A 530-nucleotide genomic window follows, 5' to 3' on the forward strand; every position below is an offset into this window, starting at 1 on the left:
AGGACAATCAGGAGCGGATCGCGGGGATTCAGCTTTGGGTGGGGCCAGATCGCGAGAACTCGGGCAAAATTCCCGCCGACGCAAAAGAGGTGAAGGATGCCGGGGAGAAGGTTCACCCCGTCGGGAAAACATTTCAGGCTTTGCGGAGAACGGGGCTTTTGTTTCATCAGGGACTCTTCGATGTTCTGAACGATAACGGTTTCCAGCCGGAGGTCGACCGCAACAAGATTCGAATCCCCCGAGACAAGAGCGTGCTTGTCACTACTGCCCAGAAGGCAGAGAAGGACGAGGAGACGTTCGCCGCTTATGACCTCTGGTGCGAAGGCGACTCCACAAGGGCGGGAAAGATCCCTACACGCGACACCCGGGTCACGCTCCCGGAAACGGGGGACGTCATTGATCTCGGCGTGCGGATGGGTGGTCTCATCTACCAGGGGCGTGTGGATCCGCAGGGGATGATCGCTCAGGCTCTGAGCGACCGTGGGTTGCAGACGGAGTATCGGGGCAAGAAGACCTTTCTTGTGCGCCCA

At 59.1% G+C, this 530-nt stretch carries 1 protein-coding gene; it reads left to right on the plus strand.

Annotated features, from left to right (window positions below; genetic code table 11):
• On the plus strand, positions 1 to 530 hold a 530-nt coding region (locus ACLQ24_RS30165; protein ID WP_425895126.1), incomplete at both ends, for a hypothetical protein.

Source organism: Micromonospora sp. DT4 (assembly GCF_049841675.1).
In the GTDB taxonomy this organism is placed as follows: Bacteria; Actinomycetota; Actinomycetes; order Mycobacteriales; family Micromonosporaceae; genus Micromonospora.